We start from the raw sequence: 21,282 nt of genomic DNA on the forward strand, positions 1-21,282 counted from the left end.
ACCATGGAAAACAAGGCAAATTACGCAACCGTCGGGGCTCTGGCCACTGCAGTGTTGATTGCGTTCTTCGGCTTCGTCTACTGGTTCGCCGGTCCCTCCAGCAATCTCAAGACCGCCGCCTACGAGGTCATTTTCACCGGCACCGTTTCTGGCATCGGCCCAGGCACCGAGGTGCAGTTCAACGGCATCAAGATCGGCCAGGTCCGCGCGGTGGGGCTGGACCCCACCGATATCAGCCGCGTCATCGCCCGCATCGAGATCGATGCTGCTATCCCGGTCAAAGCCGACACCAAGGCATTGATGGGCTTCCAGGGCCTGACTGGCGTCGGCTCGCTGCAGCTTTCGGGTGGCACCCAGGCTGCTGGCCCGCCGCCCACCGAGCCGGGCCGCGACGTTCCCACGCTTTACGCCAAGGTCTCCGACTTCCAGTCGATCCTGGATGGCCTCTCGACCACCATCAACGGCACCGCAACGGCGGTCGATCGCCTCAATGGCTTCCTCGACACCAATGACGAGAAGCTCAACGAGACCATCGCCAATGTCGCCACCTTCAGCGACGCCCTGGCGGCCAATGCCGATGGCGTCAAGGATGCCCTGGCCACCATTGCCGATGCCGGCAAGCAGGTCGGCCCCATGGCCGAACAGATCAGCACGCTCTCGGCCAAGCTGGGCGAGCTCGCCGACGCCATCCCGCCCGAACGCGTCACCCAGGTGGTCGACAACGTCGCCACCTTCAGCGACACGCTGTCGCGCAATTCTGGCAAGGTCGACGAATTCTTCGCCTCGGCCTCGACCCTTTCGGACACCTTGAACGAGATGAGCGCCACGCTCTCGACCAGCGTCGCCCGCATTGACGCGGTCACCGCCGCCGTCGATCCCGCCGCCGTCAGCCGCGTCATGGCCAATGTCGATGCTTTCTCGGGCGATCTCAGTGGCCTGAGCACCGACGTCAAGGCGCTGCTCGCTGCCGCACCGCCCGAAAAGGTCAGCGCCGTTGTCACCGATCTGGCCACCTTCTCTGATAGCCTGGCGCGCAATTCCGCTCAGGTCGACAGCTTCTTTGAGGCCGCCGACGCGCTGTCCAAGGGCATCACCGACATGGTGGCCCAGCTCGATCCGGCCGTCACCAAGGTCAACGAGATCGCCGCCCAGATCGATCCCGCCGTGGTCGGCCGCGCTGTCGCCAATGTCGATAGCTTCGCCACCAAGCTGGGCAGCAATTCGGAAAACGTCGACACCATCGTTGCCAACCTCACCGACATCTCCAATTCGCTGGTCGGCTCGGTCGCCAAGGTCGATGAGATCCTGGCCAAAGTCGACAAATCCGTCGCCGGCGCCGACGACCAAGGCTTGTTCACCCAGATCGGCGATGCGGCCGATTCGATCCGCAGCCTGGCCGACCAGCTCAATGCCAGCACCGCCAATATTGCCGTCGGGCTCAACAATTTCACGTCGCAGGGTCTGCCCAATTTCACGGCCCTGGCGCAGGACGCCCGCACCACGCTGGCGCGACTTGATCGCGTGGTCAGAAACCTCGAAAACAATCCCCAGGGACTGATTTTCGGCGGCGACACCGTGCGCGAATACAACAAGAGGTAGGACTTACCCATGCTCACCACGCGACGCAGTTTCATGGTGCTCGGAGCCTCTGCCCTCTCCCTGGGCCTGGCCGGTTGCCTCGGCGCCACCCCGCCGGTGACCTTCGACCTCACCAGCGCCAGCGGCGCGCCGATGCGTCGCCGCTCCTCTCGCGTCGTGGTCATCACCCTGCCCAAGACGGTGCAGACCTATGATTCCCAGCGCGTCGTGGTGCGCGAGGCCGGCAATGTGCTGAGCTACCTGCCCGAAGCCCAGCTCTCCGACACCCTGCCCCGCCTGGTGCAGACCCGGCTACTGCAGACCTTCGAGGCCTCCAATTTCCCCAATATCGGCCGCCCCGACGACCAGTTGCGCGTCGACGTCACCCTGGCCACCGAGCTGCAGGCCTTCGAGATCGACGTGGCCAGCGGCAATCTGGCCACCGTCACCATCAATGCCAAGCTGGTCGACGAGCAGCGCGGCATGATCTTTGCGAGCAAGTCCTTCTCGGCCACCCAGCCGGCCGCGACCAGCCCCGCCGCCACCGCCATCGCCGGCCTCGACGGCGCGCTCAAGCTGGTCATGAGCGACATCCTGCAGTGGACGGCCCGCACCGCCTGATCCCGAAGGGTACAGCAGATAACAAAAAAGCCGGGCACATGGCCCGGCTTTGTCATCTCTCCGCCAGCGCCTATTCGGCGGCGGCGCGCTTGGGCTGCACTTCGGCGCTATAGGCGTCGATCAGCGTGCGGCAGCCTTCGCCAGGCGTAAACCGGTAATCCCCGATCTGGCTGACGGGTGTAACCTCGGCAGCAGTGCCGGTCAGGAAGCACTCGTCGAACTGGCTCAGCTCTTCGGGGAGGATATGACGTTCCGTCACCGTAAAACCATTGCGCTTGGCCAGCTCGATCAGCGTCTGGCGCGTAATGCCATTGAGGAAGCAGTCGGGCGTGGGCGTGGTGATGTTCTTGCCCTTGATGAAGAACACGTTCGCGCCAGTGGCCTCGGCCACATAGCCGCGGTAGTCCAGCATCAGCGCATCGGCAAAGCCATTGGCCATGGCCGCGTCCTTGCTCAGCGTGCAGATCATGTAGAGACCGGCAGCCTTGGCCGAGGACGGGATCGTCTCCGGCGACGGGCGCTTCCACTTGCTCCACTCCAGGCGAATGCCCTTGAGCTTTTCCTCAACCGAGAAATAGCTCGGCCACACCCAGGCAGCGATCGCCAGATGCACCGTATTGTTGCGCGCCGGCACGCTGAGCTCTTCCGAGCCGCGCCAGGCCACCGGACGCACATAGGCGTCGGTCAGGCCGTTCTTTTCCAGCACGGCACGCTTGGCTTCCTCGATCTGCTCGACCGACCAGGGCATGGTCATGTCCAGCGTCTTGGCCGAACGGATCAGCCGCTCGCTGTGCTCGCGGGACTTGAAGATTTCCCCGCCATAGGCGCGTTCGCCCTCGAACACCGAGCTGGCATAATGCAGCCCGTGCGTGAGCACGTGAATTTTCGCGTCCTTCCAGGGTTTGAACTCGCCGTCAAACCAGATCCAGCCTTCGCGCTGGTCCATGGGCACGCCTGCCATGATCCTCTCCCGAACTTTTCAATTGCCGGCGCCGGTTCGGCCCCGCGTTTGGCGCCGATCATGCCCGAGCTCCAAGGTCTTGGCAAACCACATAGGCTGAGGGATAAGACAGAACGGCGTCCTGATAGGAACACAATGGCAGCGCACCAAAAGAATGTCAACATAGCTGACATAAATTACGCTGGTCCAGACGGCGAAGCGCTGCCGCTGGACATCATGGGCCTGTTCTTCTTTGCCTACCGGGACTTCACTGGCGATGCAGACGCCCTGCTCGACCGACAGAATTTCGGCCGCGCCCACCACCGCGTGCTCTATTTCGTCAATCTGCGCCCCGGCATGCCGGTAGCCGATCTGCTCGACATCCTCAAGATCACCAAGCAGAGCCTGGCCCGGGTGCTGCGCCAGCTGATCGACCATGGCTATATCGAGCAGCGCACCGGCCATTCCGACCGCCGCCAGCGCCTGCTCTATGCCACCGACAAGGGCCGCCAGTTCTTCTCCACGCTCTCCACCACCCAGGCGAGCCGCATCAACAGCGCCATCGACAGCCTGCCGCCTGAGTCGCGCAAGATCATCGCCCGCTTCCTGATCGGCATGGTCGATCCGGCCGACAAGACCACGCTCGATCGGCTCAACCTCACCTCCAGCGCCTGAGCCCCATCCCGTACTCTAGAGCTCGAACGGCGCCTGCAGCGACTGGATGGCCTTGATGGCAGCCGAAGCGCGGTTCTCGACGCCCAGCTTGGTATAGACCTGCTCGAGATGCTTGTTCACCGTGCGCGGGCTTAAGCCCAGGATCTCGCCGATATCGCGGTTGGACTTGCCGCGCGCGATCCACAGCAGCACATCGCTCTCGCGCAGCGTCAGGCCGAACTGCTGGCGGAGCACTTCCTCCTGCCCCTCCTCCTGCGCCCGGGACAGGCGGAACAGATATTCATCGCCCCCGACGAGACCGAGGAAGGAATACTGCAACCCCGGCGCACCCGGCAGCGCCAGCTCGAAGCCGCTGCCCTGCGTTGGCTCGCCCCGCTGCGCGCCCAGCCAGTCAACGAAGCGCTGCGTCATCGCCCCCTGGCCCTGCACATCCACGCCCGACCGCTCGAGCAGCCGGTTGCACTGCGGCGTCGACCACAACACCTGCCCGGCAGCGCCAAAGGCCACTAGATGGCGCCCTGCCGCATCGAGCGCAATCCGGGCACTCTGCGCCCGCCTTGCATTGGCCAGATGCACCCTGATGCGGGCCCGCAGCTCGTCGACATTGATCGGCTTGCTCAGATAATCGACGCCGCCGCTCTCAAGGGCGTGCACGATATGCTCGGTCTCGGTCAGCCCGGTCATGAAGATGACCGGCACATGCGTCAGCGTCGCCATGGCTTTCAGGCGCCGGCAGGTCTCGAACCCGTCCAGCCCCGGCATCACCGCATCCATCAGCACCACATCGGGCGCAACCCTCTGCGCAATGCCCAGCGCCGCCTCGCCGCTACGCGCCACCAGCACCGTCACCCCGGCATCTTCCAGCGCCGTCGTCAGAAACCCTAGCGACTCCGGGGAATCATCGACCAGCAGCACAATGTCCTGGTCCTTCTCAAGCCGACTCATGGCCCACCCGCTCTATGAGTTCCGCATAACCGTCGAAATCAAACGCCTCGATATGCTTGCGCAGCGCATCGACCAGCGGCTGGTTGCCCGGCACTCCAGCCAGTTCCACCAGCTTGGCCTCGATGCCGCGGACATGCCCGATCTGGCCCAGGCTGACAAGCTCGCGCAGATGCTCCGCCCCCGGCGAGCGCAGCACTGCCGGCTTGGCCGCAGCGTCATCGGCAACCGGGGTGGCATAGTCCCATTCGAGATCGAGATGGGTCGCCAGCTTCTCGAGCAGCTGGTTGAGCTCGAACGGCTTGGCCAGCGTATCGGAATGCACCGCCTCGCCGCCATCGGGCGCCGCGCCGTCGCCGATATTGGCCGACAGCATCACCACCGGCGCCGCAATGCCCCGGTCGCGCAGCGCCTGCAGCAATTCCCAGCCGCTCATGCCCGGCATGCGGATGTCGAGGAAATACAGGTCCGCCTGCTGGGCTTCCAGCGTCTCCAGGCACGACGGCCCATCCTTGGCCGTCAGCACCACAAAGCCCAACGGCGTCAGCATCTCCCGCATCAGCTCGCGATGGTCGGCATTGTCGTCCACCACCATCACCGTGCGCAACGCGCCGACATAGCCCACCACCCGGCGAATATCTTCCCGCGCAGCGCGGGGCCGCTCCACCTTGGCCAGCATCAGCCGCGCCTGGAACCGCGTGCCCACGCCGGGCGTGCTGGTCAGCGTGATCTCCCCGCCCAGCGTCTCGGTCAACAGCTTGGTAATCGTCAGCCCCAGGCCCAGCCCCGGCACAAAGCGGTTGTGCTCCGCCGCGCCGCGCACAAAGGGCTCGAACACATGCTCGATGTCATCGGCGGCGATGCCGCTGCCACTATCGGCCACCACGAAACTGGCCACCTGGTTGCGATACTCGACATCAAAGCTGACATAGCCCGCACTGGTGAACTTGATCGCATTGGACAGCAGATTGACCAGGATCTGCCGCAGCCGCTTCTCGTCGGTCCGCACATGCCGCGGCAACCCCTTGGCGCGACTGTGCCGGAACTCCAGCCCCTTGGCCTGCGCCTGCAGCCGGAACATATCCACGATCTGGTCGAGGAAGTCCTGGATATTGATCTCGTTGGAATAGACCTGCAGCCGCCCCGCCTCGATCTTGGAAATATCGAGCAGCCCGTCGATCAGCCCGGAGAGATGCTCGGCACTGCGCCGGATGATCTGCACCGAGCCGCGCCGGTTCTCCGGCAGGCCAGCGTCGCGCTCCAGCACCTGGGCATAGCCCATCACTGCATTGAGCGGCGTGCGCAGCTCATGGCTGAGCCCCACCACATAGCGGCTCTTGGCATGGTTGGCCGCCTCGGCCTTCTCCTTAGCCCGCTGCAGCTCGGCATCAGTGCGCGAGTGCGCATCGATCTCCTTGAGCAACAGCGTGTTCTGCCGCGAGCTCTCCTCTTCGGCAACCAGCCGGCTGTCATGCGCCAGCACGAGGAACCAGGTGATGATGCCCGCCGTCACAGCGAACACGAAGAACACCACCGCCAGCGTGCCACCAACCACATCGGCCGTGTGCGGCGCCGAACTGATGGCAAAATAATCGATCAGCCACAGCGTGCCGCCCAGCAGGCTGATGGCGATCGCCATGGAAATGCCATAGCGCCCCAGCCGCGTCTGCAGCTTGGCAATCGCCCAGGCCGGCAGAATGCTCGCCGCCACCGCATGGGTCTGTGCCCGGAAATGCGCATGCGGCTTGCACATGTCATGGCAGCGGGCGTCCAGCGAGCAGCACAGCGAACAGATCGGCGCCGCATAGGCCGGGCACCAGGCCATGTCCTCGGGCTCAAAGGGATGTTCGCAGATCGAGCAGGTCACCGAGGCCCGCGTCTGCCACTGCTTGCGCGGCTTGCGAGCCAGGTAATACCGGCCCTTGGTCGCCCAGGCGATGGCCGGCGAGGCGATAAAGGCCACCACCAGCGCGATATAGGGCGACAGCGCCGCCGCCATCTCGCCGAACAGCCCGAAATGCGCACTCAGCGCAATCACCGTCGACAGCAGCATCGAGCCGACGCCCACCGGGTTGATGTCATACAGATGCGCCCGCTTGAACTCGATGCCCGGCGGCGCCAGTCCCAGCGGCTTGTTGACGAACAGATCCGCCGAGATCGAGCACAGCCAGGCCATGGCGATGATCGAGAAGATGCCCAGCGTCTCTTCGAGCAGCCGATAGATGCCCAGCTCCATCAGCAGCAGCGCAATAGCCACATTAAACAGCAGCCACACCACGCGCCCGGGATGGCTGTGCGTCAGGCGCGAGAAGAAGTTCGACCAGGCCAGCGAGCCGGCATAGGCGTTCATCACATTGATCTTGAGCTGGCTGATCACCACGAACACGGCCATCAGCATCAGCGCCAGGAACTGGTTGGGGATCATGTAGCCAAAGGCCACTGCATACATGTAGCCCGGCTCGGACGCATGCTCGGCCGGCACTCCGCTCGACAGCGCCAGATAGGCCAGGAACGAGCCGGCCAGCAGCTTTGGCGCGCCCACCACGACCCAGCCCGCTCCCGCCAGGAAGATCGCCAGCCGATGCCGCCACTTGCTCGCGCCCTGGGCCGGCAAGAAGCGCAGAAAGTCCACCTGCTCGCCGATCTGGGTCATCAGCGCCAGGATCACGGCCGAGGCCGCGCCGAACTTGGCCAGCTCGAACGGCGCAATGGACCCTGCGGCTGCCTCGGGCGCGCCCAGCCCGGCAAAGCCGCGCCACAGGTCAAACTTGTCCCAGTCGAGAAAGGCAATGAAGATGAAGGGCACGATGTTGAGCACCAGCCAGATCGGCTGGGTCAGCAGCTGGAAGCGGCTGATCATCTGCACGCCATGGGTCACCAGCGGGATCACCACCAGCGCGCTGATTATATAGCCGATCCACAGCGGAATGCCGAACGCCAGAAGCAGCGCACTCGACATGATCGAGGCCTCGATGGCGAACAGGATAAACGTGAAGCTGGCATAGATCAGCGAGGTGATCGTCGAGCCGATATAGCCAAAGCTGGCGCCGCGCGTCAGCAGGTCCACATCCACGCCATGGCGCGTGGCATAGCGGGCGATGGGCAGACCGATGAACAGGATCGCCAGCGACGCCACGACAATGGCGGCGATGGCATTGGTCGTGCCATAGCTCAGCGTGATGGCGCCGCCGATCGCCTCCAGCGCCAGAAAGGAAATCGCGCCGATCGCCGTCTGCGAGATTCGATCGTTGGAAAAGCGCCGGGCCGACTTGGCTGTGAAACGCAGCGCATAGTCTTCCAAAGTCTGGTTGGCGACCCAGCGGTTATACTCGCGCCGTATGGGAATGATGCGTTGTCGCGCCATGAACCGTCTAGATGTTAACCAAATCCGATGGCTGCACAATAATTCGCCAGCGCCTTGTTAGCATGGATTGGCTCGGAAACACTAGGATTCTGAACCCTCTGCCGCCCCCGCTGCTGCGGTCCCACCGCCCGGTTACGTCAATCGACGTATAGGGCTCGATTAACAAACTGTCCCACAGTCCCCCCAACAAGCGCCTCCCTTGGTGTCTTGGGGCTCAATTGCAGCAGAGGGACGAACAGATGAACACTTTCGGCGCCAAGAGCGCTTTGCTTGCCGCGGCCATGGCCGGCGGCCTTGCCATGACCACCATGGTTCCCGCGTTTGCTCAGGACGAGACCATCAAGGTCGGTGTCCTGCATTCGCTGTCGGGCACGATGGCCATTTCCGAAACCACGCTCAAGGACACCATGCTGTTCCTGATCGACCAGCAGAACAAGAAGGGCGGCGTCCTGGGCAAGCAGCTTGAAGCTGTTGTCGTCGACCCGGCCTCCGACTGGCCGCTGTTCGCCGAAAAGGCCCGCGAGCTGATCGAAGTCAACGGCGTTGCCGCCGTGTTCGGCTGCTGGACGTCCTCGTCGCGCAAATCGGTGCTGCCGGTGTTCGAGGAACTGAACTCGATCCTGTTCTACCCCGTCCAGTACGAGGGTGAAGAAAGCCAGCGCAACGTGTTCTACACCGGCGCCGCTCCCAACCAGCAGGCCATTCCGGCCGTTGACTATCTGATGGAAAACGAAGGCGTCGAGCGCTGGGTTCTCGCCGGCACCGACTATGTCTATCCCCAGACGACCAACAAGATCCTTGAGCAATACCTGATGGACAAGGGTGTCGCCAAGGAAGACATCATGATCAACTACACGCCCTTCGGTCATTCCGATTGGCAGACGATCGTCTCCGACATCAAGACCTTTGGCTCCACCGGCAAGAAGACGGCCGTCGTCTCCACCATCAATGGCGATGCCAACGTGCCGTTCTACAAGGAACTGGCCAACCAGGGCATCAAGGCCGAAGACATCCCCGTGGTGGCCTTCTCGGTCGGCGAAGAAGAGCTCGCTGGCTTTGACACCACCCCGCTGGTCGGCCACCTGGCTGCCTGGAACTACTTCCAGTCCGTCGATGTCCCCGCCAACGCCGAATTCATCAGCGCCTGGCAGACCTTCATGGGCAATCCCGACAAGGTGACCAACGATCCGATGGAAGCCACCGTCATTGGCTTCAACCTGTGGGTCCAGGCCGTCGAGAAGGCCGGCACCACCGACACCGACGCCGTGCTGGATGCCATCATCGGCCTCGAAACCCCGAACCTGACTGGCGGCGTCGCCAAGATGCTCCCCAACCACCACATCACCAAGCCGGTGCTGATCGGTGAAATCCAGGCCGACGGCCAGTTCGAAGTCGTGTCCGAATCCGAACTGGTCCCCGGCGACGCCTGGTCCGACTTCCTGCCCGAATCCAAGATGATCGAGGCCGATTGGACCGCGCCGATCTCCTGCGGCAACTACAACACCGAGACCAAGGCCTGCGGCGGAACGGCAATGTAAGCCGACGCCTGACCAGACCTGGACGAGGACGGCCCCGGCCGCCCTCGTCTTGTTGATGATAGACGCATGAGGCCAATGATGAACGCAATCAATCTGTTCCGGACCATCGCGCTCTTCCTTGCCCTGATGCTCGGCGCCACTCCGGCCGCCCAGGCCCAGGTCGCGGACGCCGAACTCACCGTGCTGGTCGACGCGCTGGCACCGGGCAATTTCAAGGACCGCGAAGCCGCTATCGGCACACTCGCGGCGACCGGCGACCAGCGCGCCGTGCCCGTTCTCGAAGTTCTGCTCGAAGGCGAGCTTTATGTCGACGAGGCCAGCGGCAAGGTGGTCATGACCGCCGAACCCGGCGGCAAGGGCGCGATTACCGATCCGGTGACGGGCGCCGAACTGCCGGCGCTGACAACGGCCGGGCTCGACAAGGTCAAGGTCAACAACGGCCTGCGCCGCGTGCTGCGCACCGCCATCGGCCAGATGACCCTGCTCAGCCCGGATGCTGACGTTCGGCTCCTTGCCGCGCAGTCGATCCTGCGCGATGCCGATCCGGCCCAGAGCAAACTGCTCGACAGCGCCATCGCCGCCGAAACCGACGCAGCCATCCGCCGTGTCATGGAACAGGCCCGTGCCGCCATCGTGCTGCGCTCGCCCGACGCCGCCCTGGCCGACTGGCAGGCTGCCGTGCCAGTGGTACAGGCCATCGGGGGCCGCGATGCCATCAACGCCCTGACAACAGCCCTCAACACCGCGCCCGCCGAGGTCAAGCCGCTCATCGAGACCGCGTTGCAGGGCCTCTCGCGTGACCGTGCCGTCTGGGATGTGGCCCAGAACATCTGGTTTGGCATCTCGCTGGGTTCGGTGCTGCTGCTGGCGGCGATCGGCCTGGCCATCACCTTTGGCGTGATGGGCGTGATCAACATGGCCCATGGCGAAATGGTCATGCTCGGCGCCTACACCACCTTTGTCGTGCAGGAGGTCATCCGCCAGAATGCACCGGGCCTGTTCGACTGGTCTCTGGCCATCGCCCTGCCGCTGGCCTTTGCTGTCACGGCCCTGGTCGGGGTCGCCATCGAACGCGGCATCATCCGCTTCCTCTACGGCCGCCCGCTCGAGACCCTGCTGGCCACATGGGGCCTGTCGCTGATCATCCAGCAGGCGGTGCAACGCATCTTCACCGCCAATATCCGCGAAGTGGGCAACCCCACCTGGATGTCCGGCTCGTTTGATTTGGGCGGCCTGGCCATCACCTGGAACCGCTTCTACATCGTCATCTTTGCGATGATGGTCTTCGTGGCCCTGTTGCTGGTGCTCAAATATACCGCCATCGGGCTGCACATGCGCGCCGTGACCCAGAACCGCCGCATGGCCTCCGCCATGGGCATCCGCACCCCGCTGGTCGATGCCATGACCTTTGGCCTTGGCTCCGGCATCGCCGGCCTGGCCGGCGTGGCGCTGAGCCAGATCGGCAATGTCTCGCCCAACCTCGGCCAAGGCTACATCATCGACAGCTTCATGGTCGTGGTCTTCGGCGGCGTGGGCAATCTCTGGGGCACCCTGGTCGGCGCGCTGACGCTGGGCGTCGCCAACAAGTTCATCGAGCCCTATTTCGGCGCGGTGCTGGGCAAGATCATCATTCTCGTTCTCATCATCCTCTTCATCCAGCGCCGTCCCCGCGGCCTCTTCGCGCTCAAGGGAAGGTCCATCGAAGCATGATTACACAGGCCCTCTTCCGCGCCCTCGACAAGAAAGCGATCTGGATCGTCGCCATCCTCCTGGCCGTCGCCATCGCCGTGCCGCTGTCCAATTTGATGTTGCCCGATGGCCATCCGCTGCGACTGCCCAACTATGCCGTACCACTGTTCGGCAAATATCTGACCTTTGCCATGCTGGCCCTGGCACTGGATCTGGTCTGGGGCTATTGCGGCATCCTCTCGCTCGGCCACGGCGCCTTCTTTGCCATCGGCGGCTATGCCATGGGCATGTACCTCATGCGCCAGATCGGCACCCGCGGCGTCTATGCCAATCCCGTCCTGCCCGACTTCATGGTCTTCCTGAACTGGAAGGAACTGCCCTGGTACTGGTACGGCATGGATAATTTCTGGATCGCCATGCTGATGGTGGTCCTGGTGCCGGGCCTGCTGGCTTTCGTCTTCGGCTTCCTCGCCTTCCGCAGCCGTGTCACCGGCGTCTATCTCTCCATCATCACCCAGGCCATGACCTATGCGCTGCTGCTGGCCTTCTTCCGCAACGACATGGGCTTTGGCGGCAACAATGGCCTGACCGACTTCAAGGACATCCTGGGCCAGTCCATCTCTGCCCCCACCACGCGCGCAGCCCTGTTTGCCGCCTCGGCGATTGCCCTGGCGCTGGCGGTGCTGGCCTGTTCGATGATCGTCAACTCCAAGCTGGGCAAGGTCATGGTGGCCGTGCGCGACGCCGAGAGCCGCACGCGCTTCCTGGGCTATCGCGTTGAATATGTGAAGCTGTTTGCCTTTGTGGTCTCGGCCGTCATCGCAGGCATTGCCGGCGCGCTCTATGTGCCCCAGGTGGGCATCATCAACCCGTCAGAATTCGATCCCGCCAACTCCATCGAAGTGGTGATCTGGACGGCCGTGGGCGGCCGCGGCACCATCGTGGGGCCCATCATCGGCGGCATCCTGGTCAATGTGGGCAAATCCTATTTCACCGGCGCCTTCCCCGAATACTGGCTCTTTGCCCTCGGCGCGCTCTTCGTCGTTGTCACCCTGTTCATGCCCAAGGGCATTGTCGGCCTCATCGGCCAGTATCGTCGCGCCACCACCAAGCGCGAGCAGCATGACCGCACGGCCTCTGCCGAAGCCGAGGCCGGCATTGAGCCGACCAACCAACCCAAGCCGGCGGAGTAGAGCCATGACCGACAAGACAGGCACCATGCTCTATCTGGACGGCGTCTCGGTGGCCTTCGACGGCTTCAAGGCCATCAACAACCTGTCCATCATCGTCCATCCGGCCGAAATGCTGGCCATCATCGGCCCCAATGGCGCCGGCAAGACCACCATGATGGATATCATCACCGGCAAGACCCGCCCTGACGATGGCCAGGTGCTGTTCGATGGCCGCACCGACCTCACCAAGCTCGACGAAGCCGCCATTGCCAATCTGGGCATAGGCCGCAAGTTCCAGAAACCCACCGTCTTTGAGAGCCATACCGTCTGGGACAATATCGAGATGGCGCTCAAGAAACCCCGCGGCGTGTTCGCGACGCTGTTCTATGCCGCCAGCACAGCCGACAACGCCCGCATCAGCGAAATCCTCGAAACCGTCCGCCTGCTCAACCGCAAGCACGAGCTGGCCGCCGACCTCAGCCATGGTCAGAAGCAATGGCTCGAGATCGGCATGCTCTTGGCCCAGGACCCCAAGCTGCTGCTGGTCGACGAACCCGTGGCCGGCATGACCGACGCTGAAACCGTCGAGACCGCCAAGCTGCTGCGCGAAATCGCCAAGACCCGCTCTGTGGTCGTTGTCGAGCACGACATGAGCTTTGTGCGCGAACTGGGTTCGCGCGTCACCTGCCTCGCCGAAGGCTCCGTCTTGGCCGAGGGCACGCTCGACCAGGTCAGCGCCAATCCCGTCGTGATCGAACGCTATCTCGGGCGCTGACTTGATGGATATCAACCTTCGTCGCAGCGCCGTCCCCTATCATGCTCCCGGGCTGGACGACCCGCTATGGTTTGCGGGCCTGACCCCGGAGGGCTGGCAATTGGTGACGCGACGGACACTTCTGGCGATGGGTGTGGTGGCAGGGGGGGCGGCCCTGGGCGGCGCGGTGGCGGCCAACAGCTATGCCGCAGCGATGCGCACGGCCAACGCTGCCATCGACCCGGGTCTGTCGAGCCTCGTCGATACCCGCCTGGGCCGGCTGGAATATGCCGAGCGCGGCACCGGCACGCCGCTTCTGATGGTCCATGGCACCGGCGGCGGCTTTGACCAGGGGCTGATGTTCGCCCACGGGCTGGTCGAGCGGGGCTACCGCGTCATCGCCCCGTCCCGCTTTGGGTATCTGCGCTCGAGCCTGCCCGCCGATCCGTCCAGTGCCAACCAGGCAGATGTCTTCGTGGACCTGCTCGATCATCTGGGCATCGACAAGATCGCCATCGCCGGCGGCTCGGCCGGCGCGCTGTCGGCCATCGACTTTGCCATCCGCCACCCCGACCGCTGCGCCGCGCTGGTCCCGATCGTTCCGGCCACCTATGTCCCCAGCCGCGATGCGGTGACCGCCGACAACGCGCCCGCGGGGGTCGAAGCCGCCATGCAGCTGTTCCGCTCGGACTTCCTGTTCTGGGCTGCCATCCGCACGGTGCCCGATTTGCTGGTCGGCACCCTGCTTGCCACCGATCCGGCCCTGCTGGCCACGGTCTCGCCCGCCGAGGCGGCACGTGCCGAGGCCGTCCTGTGGTCCCTGCTGCCCGTCAGCCGCCGGGTCGATGGCATGGCCAACGATGCTCGCCTGGCCGGCCATCCTGCACCGGCCGCTCTGACCGAGATCACCGCCCCGGTCCTGACCATTTCCGTCGAGGACGACCGCTTCGGCACGGCCCTGGCCGCACGCCATATTGCGGCGACGATCAAGCACGCCAACCTCGTCATGTTTCCCTCCGGCGGCCACATCTTTTTGGGCCATGACAACGATATGACCGACCAGATGGACCTGTTTTTCCGAAGGATTGGATACGCATGACCGCCCTCACCATCAATGCCATCGACCTGCACTATGGCGCTGCCCAGGCGCTGAAATCGGTGTCCATCAGCTGCCAGCCCGGCCGCATCACCGCCGTGCTTGGCCGCAATGGCGTGGGCAAGTCATCGACCCTGCGCGCCGTCACCGGCGTGCACGGCATTTCGGCCGGCGACATCCGCTTCGGCGACGAGCTGCTGCGCAAGGCCCCGCCCTACAAGCGCGCCCGCATGGGCATCGGCTATGTGCCGCAGGGCCGCGAAATCTTCCCGCTGCTCACGGTCAAGGAGAACCTTGAAACCGGTTACGCCGGCCTGCCGCGCAGCGAACGCAACATACCCGACTACATCTTCGAGCTCTTCCCCGTGCTCAAGTCCATGCTGGGCCGGCGCGGCGGTGACCTCTCGGGTGGCCAGCAGCAGCAGCTCGCCATCGGGCGTGCCCTGGTCACCCGACCCAAGGTCCTGGTGCTCGATGAACCCACCGAGGGCATCCAGCCCTCCATCATCAAGGACATCGGCCGCGCCCTGCAGTTCCTGCGCGACGAAAAGGGCATGACCATTCTGTTGGTCGAACAGTTCCTCGACTTCTGCCGCGAGATCGCCGACGATATCTATGTGATGGATCGCGGCGAAATCCAGCATGCCGGCCCCGCCAGCGATCTGGACCTGCCCGAGGTTCGCCGCCATCTGATGGTCTAGTTGAGGACGGCGCCCGCTCTGCCAGGCGCTGCAATGCCGATGTCGATTGCCCGCCTGCGCTGCCATTGCCTGTCCGGCACGGGACTGACTCCATGCTGATCGACGCCCCACAGCTGTCACCTGCACAGGGGCCCGCGCCCCGCATGCAACGCGCCCGCGGCGTCGGTGGGCTTGTCACCCAGCAGCGCGATGGCGTCACCCGCCTCGACCAGCTCTATCAGGACGGCTGCGCCAAGATTCGCCTGCCCCACACCCATTCCAGCGCCCTTGAGGCCGTGCTGATCAACACCGCCGGCGGCCTCACCGGCGATGACCATATGCAATGGAACGCTGAGATTGCCCCCGGCGGCCGCGCCGTGCTGACCACCCAGGCCTGCGAGCGCATCTATCGCTCCATCGGCGGCCCGGCCCGCGTCGAAACCCGGCTCACTGTTGGCGCCAATGCCCATCTCGACTGGCTGCCGCAGGAAACCATCATGTTCGCGGCCAGCCAGCTCGACCGCCGCATCGACATCGATCTTGCCCCCGGCGCCAGCCTCACCGCCGTCGAAGCCTTTCTGCTCGGCCGCGATGCCATGGGCGAGACGGCGCTCGACGCCCGCCTGCGCGACAACTGGCGCATCCGCCGCAATGGCCGCCTGCTGCATGCCGAAGCCACCCGCCTCGATGGTACCCTGGCCGAGCGCGATGGCCTCTCCCTGCTGGCCGGCAAGCGCGCCTTTGCCACCGTGCTCCATGTTGCGCCCGATGCCGACGCCTGCGCCCGCCGCCTCGCCACTCTGCGCAGCATGCTGCCCGACGATGGCCGCATCGCCGCCAGTGCCAATGGTGAGCGTCTGGTGGTCAGGGCCCTTGCACAAACAGGGCTTGCACTTCGCCGCCTGATCGTTCCAATTCTTGCTGAGCTTTCCGGCGCAGGCACGCTCCCGCGCCTCTGGCATCTATAGGACCAGCCATGAACCTGACCCCGCGTGAAAAAGACAAACTGCTGATCGCCATGGCCGCCATCGTGGCCCGCAAGCGCCTCGAGCGCGGCGTCAAGCTCAACCATCCCGAGGCCATCGCCCTGATCACCGATTTTGTGGTCGAAGGCGCCCGCGACGGTCGCCCGGTGGCCGAGCTGATGGAAGCCGGCGCCCATGTCGTCAGCCGCGCCCAGGTCATGGAAGGCATCGCCGAGATGATCCACGACGTGCAGGTCGAGGCCACCTTCCCCGATGGCACCAAGCTGGTCACCGTTCACGAACCGATCCGCTGAGCCGCCCCATCAATCCTGCCGCTTCACCCGCCCAATTCCCGCGAGGACATCATGATCCCAGGCGAAATCATCCCCAAGTCCGGCGATATCGAGCTCAATGTCGGCGCGCCGCAGATCACCATCGAGGTCGCCAACACCGGTGACCGCCCCATCCAGGTCGGCTCGCACTACCACTTCTTCGAGACCAATGCCGGCCTCTCCTTCGACCGCACTGCGGCCCGCGGCATGCGCCTCGATATTGCCGCCGGCACCGCCGTGCGCTTCGAGCCCGGCCAGACCCGCGAGGTCCGCCTCATTCCGCTCAGCGGCGACCGCACCGTGTTCGGTTTCCGCCAGCAGGTCATGGGCAGCCTCGACTAGCACTGGGCGGATGCCGCAAATCTCACTAGAAGGGCGCCAAACCTTTCAGCGGAGCCGATCATGAATACCCAAGCCGAAACCGAACTTCTCGCCCAGCTCGCCGAAGTAGTCGCCAATCTGCACGACGGCGGCATGCAGGATGGCCAGGCCATGTTCATGCTCGGCGCCGGAGCGGACCGGCTGGTCTCCATCCGCGCCCACAACAACTGGTCCCATTTCAAGGCCGCGCTGACCCCGGCCGACACCATCGAACTGCTCCAGCACATCGATGCCGAGGGCAACACCGCTCTGCGCGAGGAAAAGGGCCGCCAGGCCTATGCCCTGCAGGCCCTGGCCCTGTCGCTTGCTGCCAAGGACGCTGAGCTGGACACCGTTCGCGCCGGCGCTGCCCTGCTCGATCAGGTCATCGAATCCGCCCTCTCCAATTTCCGCACCCACGCCAAGCCCGCCCTAGGCTGAACTCCACGAGGACCCCATGCCCGCTCGTATCTCGCGCGCCACCTATGCCGATATGTATGGCCCGACCACCGGCGATCGGGTTCGCCTAGCCGATACTGAACTGTTCATCGAGGTGGAGCACGATTTCACCACCTATGGCGAAGAGGTCAAATTCGGCGGCGGCAAGGTGATCCGCGACGGCATGGGGCAGAGCCAGCGGACGCGGGCTGAGGGCGCGGTCGATACCGTCATTACCAATGCGCTGATCGTGGACAGCACAGGCATCTACAAGGCCGATGTCGGCCTCAAGGACGGCGTCATTTGCGCCATCGGCAAGGCCGGCAATCCCGACACCCAGCCGGGCGTCAACATTATCATCGGCCCCTCCACCGAGGCCATTGCCGGCGAAGGCCGCATCCTCACCGCCGGCGGCATGGATGCCCATATCCATTTCATCGCGCCCCAGCAGATCGAGGAGGCCCTGATGAGCGGGGTCACCACCATGCTGGGCGGCGGCTCTGGCCCTGCCCATGGCACGCTGGCCACCACCTGCACGGGCGCCTGGCACATCCAGCGCATGATCGAGAGCTTTGACGGCTTCCCCATGAACCTGGCCCTGGCCGGCAAGGGCAATGCCTCGCGTCCGGCCCCGCTGGCCGAAATGATCCTGGCCGGCGCCTCCTGCCTCAAGCTGCATGAGGACTGGGGCACCACCCCAGCCGCCATCGACAATTGCCTGTCGGTCGCCGACGACTATGACGTGCAGGTGATGATCCATACCGACACGCTCAACGAATCCGGCTTCGTGGAAGACACCATCGCCGCCTTCAAGGGCCGCACCATCCACGCCTTCCACACCGAAGGCGCCGGCGGCGGCCATGCCCCCGACATTCTGCGCGTCGCTGGCCTGCCCAATGTCATCCCCTCGTCGACCAATCCGACGCGGCCCTACACCGTCAACACCATTGCCGAGCATCTCGACATGCTCATGGTGTGCCACCACCTCTCCCCGTCCATTCCCGAAGACGTGGCCTTTGCCGAAAGCCGCATCCGCAAGGAGACCATTGCCGCAGAGGACATCCTGCACGACATGGGCGCCCTCTCGATCATCTCCTCGGACAGCCAGGCCATGGGCCGCGTCGGCGAGGTGCTGATCCGCTGCTGGCAGACCGCCGACAAGATGAAGCGCCAGCGCGGGCGCCTGCCGGAAGAGACCGGCGACAACGACAATTTCCGCGTCAAGCGCTACATCGCCAAATACACCATCAACCCCGCCATCGCCCATGGCATGAGCCAGCACATCGGCTCCATCGCCGTTGGCAAGCGCGCCGATCTCGTGCTCTGGCACCCGGCCTTCTTCGGCGTCAAACCCGAGATGATCCTGCTCGGCGGCTCCATTGCGGCTGCCCCGATGGGCGACCCCAATGCCTCCATCCCCACGCCGCAGCCGATGCACTACCGCCCCATGTTCGCCAGCTTCGGCAAGCTGCTGACCCGCTCCTCGGTCACCTTCATTTCCCAGGCCGCCTATGACGATGGCCTGCGCGACAAGCTGGGCGTCGACAAGCAGCTGCTACCCGTCACCAATACGCGCGGCGGCATCGGCAAGGCCGCCATGGTGCACAATGCGGCCACGCCCGAGATCTCCGTTGATCCCGAGACCTATGAAGTGCGCGCCGATGGCGAACTGCTCACCTGCGAACCGGCGACGGTCCTGCCCATGGCGCAGCGCTATTTCCTGTTCTAGACACCGTCCTGAATCGGCGGCCGCCCACCCGGTGGCCGCCACAAGGACAAGCTGATGCCCGATACGCCAACGCCCCAGGCCCTGCTCCAACGCGGCGAGGCCCTTCTGGCCGAGGGCGCGCTGGTCGAGGCCCGCGACGCCTTCACTCAAGCTCTCGCCCAACGCCCGCGCGACGGGGCAGCGCTGCGCGGCCTGGGCAAGGCCCAGCTTGACCTCGGTGACACCGCCGGTGCCACCGCGAGCTTCCGCCAGGCCCTCGCCATCGTGCCCTATGATCTCTATGCCGCCCACATGCTGGCCTCGCTCACCGGCGAATCCAATGCGCGCGCCAATGGCTATGTGCCCGACCTATTCGACACCTATGCCGAGAGCTTTGACGATCACCTGACTGGCGCCCTGGGCTACCGCATCCCGCAGGTGATCCGCGCCGTGCTCGCTGATCACCCGCCCTTCGCTGCCCTCATCGACATCGGCTGCGGCACCGGCCTTGTCGGCGCGGCGCTCGCCGACCGGGTCACGGCCATGGACGGCATCGATATCGCGCCCCGCATGACGCGCAAGGCGCTGGAGCGCGGCATCTATCGCCATCTGCGCACCGGCGACGCCGCTGCCATCCTGGGTTCAGACCAAGCCCTCTGCGGCCCCTATGATCTGGCCATCGCCGCCGATGTCTTTGTCTATCTCGGCGCGCTCGAACCCATCTTCGCTGCCGTCGCCAGTGTCCTCGCCCCCGATGGCCTCTTCATCTTCTCCGTCGAGACCGCCGAGGGCACCGGCCCCGCACTGCGCTCCAGCGGCCGCTTCGCCCATCCCGACGCCTATATCGACCAGCTCGCCGCGCACTTCGGCTTTACCATCGCGGCGCGCCATCCCCACCCCATCCGCAATGAGCGGGACAATCCCATCCCCGGCATGCTTTACCGGCTCAAACGCAATTGATCGGCCTTGTTGGCACCTGTGGAAAGGACCACTATCGCCAGAAGGTCACCAAGCGGGACGCAGACTGCGCTCTGTCGCGCCTGACCGAGACGAACATGACACCGCAGCGCGCGGCCGCGCTATTTGAGGGCCTGGTTTGATCTACGTTGCCGAAACCTTCCGCATCCGCCCCGGCACCATCGAGGCCTTCGTTGCTGCCGCCTATGCCCTTATCGACACCACACGGCGCGAATCGGGCTGCCGCCTCTACGATCTGCACGCCAGCGTCACCGACCCCGATCGCCTGGTCGCCCTTGAGCAGTGGGACAATCGACCCAGCTTCGAACAGCATCGGCTTGGCGCCGCCGTGCTGGGGTTCTCTGCCGCCGTGGCGCCTTATGTCCTGTCGTCGCGCATCGAGGTGATCGACGGCGCCAAACTGGACATTGTGTGATCATCCTTGTCTGCTAGCGTGCCTCCTGTCCTGGCCAAGGGAGCCCACAATGTTTGCAAGAGTCGCCATCACCGCCACCGCCCTGCTGATCGCCTTCCCGGCTATGGCCGTGGACACTGCAGTCACCATCACGCTCACAACGCCATCGGGCGCGTTTGAGCAGCAGATCACCCAATATGACTGTGGTACCGAGTCTCCGCTCGCCGTGACCTATGTTAACGCGGCCCCCAATTTCCTGGCCATTCTCGCTGCCCCCGAAGAAACTGGGCCCCTGGTCTTTGCCTCGGTCCAGTCAGGCTCTGGCGCCCGCTATGCCGCCGGCAAATGGATCTGGTGGACCAAGAGTGCCGACGCCAACCTGTTTGATGCCACCCTTGGCGACAATGCCGAACCCGTGCTTACCTGCACCGAGATCAACAACACCCCCTAGGCGCGATGGATCCACATAGTCCGGTCGAACTTTTCCCCCATGTCCGCATCGTCATGGGCACGGTCATCGGTCTGGCCATCACCCGCCTGCTGATGACCGTCGCTGGCCTGATCCAGCACCCCAATCGCGCCCGGCCATCGCTGATCCACCTGCTCTGGGTCTTCTCGATCCTGGTCGAGCTGATTCTGTTCTGGTGGTGGGAGTTTGCGCTCTACAAGCTCGAACACTGGACCTTTGGCATCATCCTGTTTCTGGTCGCCTATGCGGTGACCCTGTTCCTTCTCGCTGCCCTGCTCTCGGCCGACAGCATCGCCGAATATGACGGCTACGAGGATTTCTTCATCAAGCGCCGCCGCTGGTTCTTCGGCCTGTTCGCGGCAACCTTCTTCTTTGACTCCGTCGATACGCTCATCAAGGGCGCCCAATACTGGGATCGCTTCGGCGCCGCCTATGCCATCCAGATTCCGCTCGGCCTGATCCTGTGCGGCATTGCCATTGCCTCCGGCGATCGACGCGTCCATCTGGCACTGGTGCTGCTGCATCTGGTCTACCAAGCCTATTGGATCACCACATTTTTCTATAGCGTCAGCTGAACCGCTCCTCGAAA

Annotated in this window: 21 protein-coding genes; 18 read left to right on the top strand and 3 right to left on the bottom strand. The window is 64.4% G+C overall.

Features of this window, described 5'->3' with window-relative positions; all coding sequences use genetic code 11:
- Window positions 1-3: 3 nt before the first annotated feature.
- On the top strand, window positions 4-1,599 hold the full coding sequence (locus E8M79_RS14710) for an MlaD family protein (protein WP_137152615.1): 1,596 nt from the start codon (window positions 4-6) through the stop codon (window positions 1,597-1,599).
- Between the two features lie 9 nt (window positions 1,600-1,608).
- Complete coding sequence (locus tag E8M79_RS14715; protein ID WP_137152616.1) at window positions 1,609-2,199, top strand: ABC-type transport auxiliary lipoprotein family protein; 591 nt, start codon at window positions 1,609-1,611, stop codon at window positions 2,197-2,199.
- 70 nt (window positions 2,200-2,269) lie between these two features.
- Here the strand turns inward: E8M79_RS14715 and E8M79_RS14720 are convergent, their stop codons facing one another.
- The gene (locus tag E8M79_RS14720; RefSeq protein WP_137152617.1) at window positions 2,270-3,160 is read right to left on the bottom strand and encodes a branched-chain amino acid aminotransferase; all 891 of its coding nucleotides are present in this window, start codon (window positions 3,158-3,160) and stop codon (window positions 2,270-2,272) included.
- Window positions 3,161-3,295: 135 nt separating this feature from the next.
- Between E8M79_RS14720 and E8M79_RS14725 the strand changes: the two genes are divergently transcribed.
- The gene (locus tag E8M79_RS14725) at window positions 3,296-3,814 is read left to right on the top strand and encodes a MarR family transcriptional regulator (protein WP_248305006.1); all 519 of its coding nucleotides are present in this window, start codon (window positions 3,296-3,298) and stop codon (window positions 3,812-3,814) included.
- A gap of 15 nt (window positions 3,815-3,829) precedes the next feature.
- On the opposite strand, the gene E8M79_RS14730 is transcribed toward E8M79_RS14725, so the two are convergent.
- Together E8M79_RS14730 and E8M79_RS14735 are read right to left on the bottom strand one after the other, a co-directional pair.
- A complete protein-coding gene (locus tag E8M79_RS14730; protein WP_137152618.1) occupies window positions 3,830-4,759 on the bottom strand; it encodes a response regulator in 930 nt (309 codons plus the stop codon).
- A complete protein-coding gene (locus tag E8M79_RS14735; RefSeq protein ID WP_137152619.1) occupies window positions 4,746-8,120 on the bottom strand; it encodes an ATP-binding protein in 3,375 nt (1,124 codons plus the stop codon). Before E8M79_RS14735 ends, E8M79_RS14730 begins: the two co-directional genes overlap by 14 nt.
- A 281-nt stretch (window positions 8,121-8,401) precedes the next feature.
- Here E8M79_RS14735 and urtA point away from each other — a divergent pair, with 281 nt between their 5' ends.
- From urtA to E8M79_RS14810, 15 genes are all read left to right on the top strand, one after another.
- A complete protein-coding gene (urtA, locus tag E8M79_RS14740) occupies window positions 8,402-9,658 on the top strand; it encodes an urea ABC transporter substrate-binding protein (protein WP_137153396.1) in 1,257 nt (418 codons plus the stop codon).
- 75 nt (window positions 9,659-9,733) lie between these two features.
- Window positions 9,734-11,368: an urea ABC transporter permease subunit UrtB gene (gene urtB / locus E8M79_RS14745; RefSeq protein ID WP_171015878.1), complete on the top strand. Its 1,635-nt coding sequence runs from the start codon at window positions 9,734-9,736 to the stop codon at window positions 11,366-11,368.
- Window positions 11,365-12,540 carry an urea ABC transporter permease subunit UrtC gene (urtC, locus tag E8M79_RS14750; RefSeq protein WP_137152620.1) on the top strand — a complete coding sequence of 392 codons (1,176 nt, stop codon included), beginning with the start codon at window positions 11,365-11,367 and terminating at the stop codon, window positions 12,538-12,540. The genes urtB and urtC overlap by 4 nt, the downstream gene beginning before the upstream one ends.
- A 4-nt stretch (window positions 12,541-12,544) precedes the next feature.
- Window positions 12,545-13,294 carry an urea ABC transporter ATP-binding protein UrtD gene (gene urtD / locus E8M79_RS14755; protein ID WP_137152621.1) on the top strand — a complete coding sequence of 250 codons (750 nt, stop codon included), beginning with the start codon at window positions 12,545-12,547 and terminating at the stop codon, window positions 13,292-13,294.
- Between the two features lie 4 nt (window positions 13,295-13,298).
- A complete protein-coding gene (locus E8M79_RS14760) occupies window positions 13,299-14,372 on the top strand; it encodes an alpha/beta hydrolase (protein WP_137152622.1) in 1,074 nt (357 codons plus the stop codon).
- Window positions 14,369-15,070, top strand: a complete 702-nt coding sequence (gene urtE / locus E8M79_RS14765) for an urea ABC transporter ATP-binding subunit UrtE (RefSeq protein WP_137152623.1) — start codon at window positions 14,369-14,371, stop codon at window positions 15,068-15,070. The genes E8M79_RS14760 and urtE overlap by 4 nt, the downstream gene beginning before the upstream one ends.
- A 143-nt stretch (window positions 15,071-15,213) precedes the next feature.
- Entirely contained in the window at window positions 15,214-16,017 is an 804-nt protein-coding gene (locus tag E8M79_RS14770; protein WP_248305007.1) for an urease accessory protein UreD, read from the top strand.
- Window positions 16,018-16,025: 8 nt separating this feature from the next.
- Entirely contained in the window at window positions 16,026-16,328 is a 303-nt protein-coding gene (locus E8M79_RS14775) for an urease subunit gamma (protein WP_015314510.1), read from the top strand.
- Between the two features lie 51 nt (window positions 16,329-16,379).
- Window positions 16,380-16,688 (top strand): urease subunit beta, encoded by a 309-nt coding sequence (locus tag E8M79_RS14780; protein WP_137152625.1) that lies wholly within the window; start codon window positions 16,380-16,382, stop codon window positions 16,686-16,688.
- A gap of 60 nt (window positions 16,689-16,748) precedes the next feature.
- A complete protein-coding gene (locus tag E8M79_RS14785; protein ID WP_137152626.1) occupies window positions 16,749-17,147 on the top strand; it encodes a hypothetical protein in 399 nt (132 codons plus the stop codon).
- A 16-nt stretch (window positions 17,148-17,163) separates the two neighbouring features.
- Window positions 17,164-18,873 carry an urease subunit alpha gene (ureC, locus tag E8M79_RS14790; protein ID WP_137152627.1) on the top strand — a complete coding sequence of 570 codons (1,710 nt, stop codon included), beginning with the start codon at window positions 17,164-17,166 and terminating at the stop codon, window positions 18,871-18,873.
- A 54-nt stretch (window positions 18,874-18,927) separates the two neighbouring features.
- Window positions 18,928-19,812 carry a methyltransferase gene (locus E8M79_RS14795; protein ID WP_137152628.1) on the top strand — a complete coding sequence of 295 codons (885 nt, stop codon included), beginning with the start codon at window positions 18,928-18,930 and terminating at the stop codon, window positions 19,810-19,812.
- Between the two features lie 136 nt (window positions 19,813-19,948).
- Window positions 19,949-20,245 carry a putative quinol monooxygenase gene (locus E8M79_RS14800; protein WP_137152629.1) on the top strand — a complete coding sequence of 99 codons (297 nt, stop codon included), beginning with the start codon at window positions 19,949-19,951 and terminating at the stop codon, window positions 20,243-20,245.
- Between the two features lie 49 nt (window positions 20,246-20,294).
- Window positions 20,295-20,675, top strand: coding sequence for an MliC family protein (locus E8M79_RS14805; RefSeq protein ID WP_137152630.1), 381 nt, complete (start codon window positions 20,295-20,297; stop codon window positions 20,673-20,675).
- A gap of 5 nt (window positions 20,676-20,680) precedes the next feature.
- Window positions 20,681-21,268 carry a hypothetical protein gene (locus tag E8M79_RS14810; RefSeq protein ID WP_137152631.1) on the top strand — a complete coding sequence of 196 codons (588 nt, stop codon included), beginning with the start codon at window positions 20,681-20,683 and terminating at the stop codon, window positions 21,266-21,268.
- Window positions 21,269-21,282 lie beyond the last annotated feature (14 nt).

The sequence above is a fragment of the Devosia sp. FKR38 genome (assembly GCF_005222805.1).
Taxonomy (GTDB): Bacteria; Pseudomonadota; Alphaproteobacteria; order Rhizobiales; family Devosiaceae; genus Devosia.